This is a genomic window from Promineifilum sp. (SeqCode), from assembly GCF_041918635.1.
Classification (GTDB): Bacteria; Chloroflexota; Anaerolineae; order Promineifilales; family Promineifilaceae; genus Promineifilum.
In genome coordinates this window covers 1-2,038 of sequence record NZ_JAYRVJ010000585.1, presented here as the reverse complement: position 1 = coordinate 2,038, position 2,038 = coordinate 1, and the positions used below count along the sequence as shown (strand labels likewise).

The window sequence follows — 2,038 nt, the reverse complement described above, 5'->3', positions numbered from 1 at the left end:
TCAGCCGCGACGACGTCGCGCGTCATGCGCGCCGCCACGGCGGCATAATCCATGCCGTGGGCCTCGATGCCCAGGCGCATGCAGTGGCGTAGAATCTCGCCCCGGCCGCAGCCCACGTCGAGCACGCGCATGCCCGGCCGCACCTCGGCCACGGCGAAGGCGTCGCGCAGCCGCCGCGACAGATGCGCCCCCTCCGATTCCAGAAAAACGTCGTACCCCTCGCACGCCGTCAGGAAGTACTCTTCCGTATAGAGCGTTGAGGGCAGCGACTTCCGCTCCTGTCCGATGTTCGCTTGCTTGGTCATTTATAATACTTGATGAGCAAGGAGTCGCAGATTACCGTCAACGCTAAAGCTCCCTGCTTCAATCCGTGGTATCCGTTTAATCCGTGTTCATCCGTGGTGAATTCATTTCATTATAGAGCAGCGGGGCGCGGGCGGGCAAACGCGAAACCTTGGGCGGCGGCGCGCGTATAGGTGGGTGAGTAGTCAGGAGATTGGCACGTTGAACGAAGAGCAGGTCTGGCTCGAGAGGGCCAGACGCGGCGACAAGGCGGCGTTCGGACAGTTGATCGAGGCGTATCAAGGGCCGGTCTACAACCTTGCCTACCGGATGCTGGGCAATTCCGGCGAAGCCGAAGAGGCCGCGCAGGAGGCGTTCATCCGCGCCTATACGCGACTGGATAGTTATGACCCGGCGCACAAGTTCAGCACCTGGCTGCTGTCGATTACGTCGAATTACTGTATCGACCAGATCCGCAAGCGGCGGGCCGTGTTGTTGTCGCTCGATGAACCGCTGCCGCCTCACCCGGCGCTGCACAGCGACAACCACAAAGGCCCGGAAGGGCAGTACATCGCCCAGGAGCGCGAGGAACTGGTGCAGGGTCTACTCAAAGAACTGCCCGACGAATACCGTCAGGCGGTTGTCTTGCGTTACTGGTACGACATGTCGTACGAAGAGATCGCCGAGGTGCAGAACACCAGCGTCAGCGCCGTGAAGTCACGCCTGTTCCGCGCCCGGCGGCAGTTGGCCGATAGCAGCCTGGAACGCGGCTTGTTCCCGGCGGCCGAGGCGGAGGTAGAAGCGGTGATTTGAACGGAGAAACACTTCTCATTGGAGAGACGTGATGGAGCACGAAGAGAGATATTACCTGATGATGATGGACGCGCTGGATGGCGCGCTGGCCGACGCGGATCGCGGCGACCTGGAAGCGCACCTGAGCACGTGCCCCGACTGCCGGCGGGAGTGGCAGACGCTGTCGGCCATTGAGTGGCTGTTTCGCCAGACGCCACTGCTGATGCCGGCCGTCGATTTCGCTGAGCGGACGTTGGCCCGCCTGCCGAACCGGCGGGCCCGCGCCTGGGCGCTGGGGACGATCTATGCCGTGGTACTGCTCAGCGGCCTGCTGCCCGTGCTACTCGGCATTTTCCTGGTCAACCGCTACTCGCCCGTGCTCAGCCAGCCGGCGCTGGTGGAAGGCATCTGGTCGTCGCTTACCGGCATAGCGCGGGTAGTTGTGACGGTCGTCGAGGCGCTGCTGGCCGGCGCGGGGCGCTTCGTCGTCGAGCAGCCGGCGGTAGTGGGCTGGCTGATCATCCTGGCGGGCGTGGTGTTCCTATGGGGCGGCGTCTTGCAGCGACTCGTCGTGCAACCCGCGGACGCCTCCTCACGTAACTAGTTATACAGGACGCAGGAGTATTGGGAACATCGCGAGGAGCAATGAAATGAAGAGACGTGTCCTTATTCCGATAGTGTTGGCGCTACTGCTGATGGTAGCGTTGGTTCCGGCCGCCTGGGCCGGGCCGGATTACGAGCCGCATTCCGGGCCGCGCTTTGAGCGGTACTCCGACACGGTCATCGACGAGAACGAGATCGTCAACAACGATGTCGTCGTGCTCGATGGCGACCTGGTGATCGGGGCCGGCGCGCAGGTTAACGGCGACGTGGTCGTCTTTAACGGCGACGCCCTGGTGGATGGCAGCGTCAACGGCAGCGTCACGCTGTTCAACGGCGATCTGGTGGCCGGGCCGGATGCCTT

General features: G+C 63.1%; 3 protein-coding genes and 1 pseudogene. 3 read left to right on the top strand and 1 reads right to left on the bottom strand.

Annotated elements, in window-relative coordinates; all coding sequences use genetic code 11:
- Positions 1-305: cyclopropane-fatty-acyl-phospholipid synthase family protein (locus ACE3UY_RS17390; RefSeq protein WP_374688753.1), on the bottom strand; the 305-nt coding region annotated here is incomplete at its 3' end.
- A 199-nt stretch (positions 306-504) separates the two neighbouring features.
- Here ACE3UY_RS17390 and ACE3UY_RS17385 point away from each other — a divergent pair.
- The 3 genes and pseudogenes from ACE3UY_RS17385 to ACE3UY_RS17375 all read left to right on the top strand — a co-directional run.
- Positions 505-1,095, top strand: coding sequence for an RNA polymerase sigma factor (locus ACE3UY_RS17385; protein WP_374688752.1), 591 nt, complete (start codon positions 505-507; stop codon positions 1,093-1,095).
- Between the two features lie 31 nt (positions 1,096-1,126).
- Positions 1,127-1,678: an anti-sigma factor gene (locus ACE3UY_RS17380; RefSeq protein WP_374688751.1), complete on the top strand. Its 552-nt coding sequence runs from the start codon at positions 1,127-1,129 to the stop codon at positions 1,676-1,678.
- Positions 1,679-1,724: 46 nt separating this feature from the next.
- Positions 1,725-2,038 (top strand): annotated as a pseudogene (locus ACE3UY_RS17375) (hypothetical protein); the annotation flags it as partial.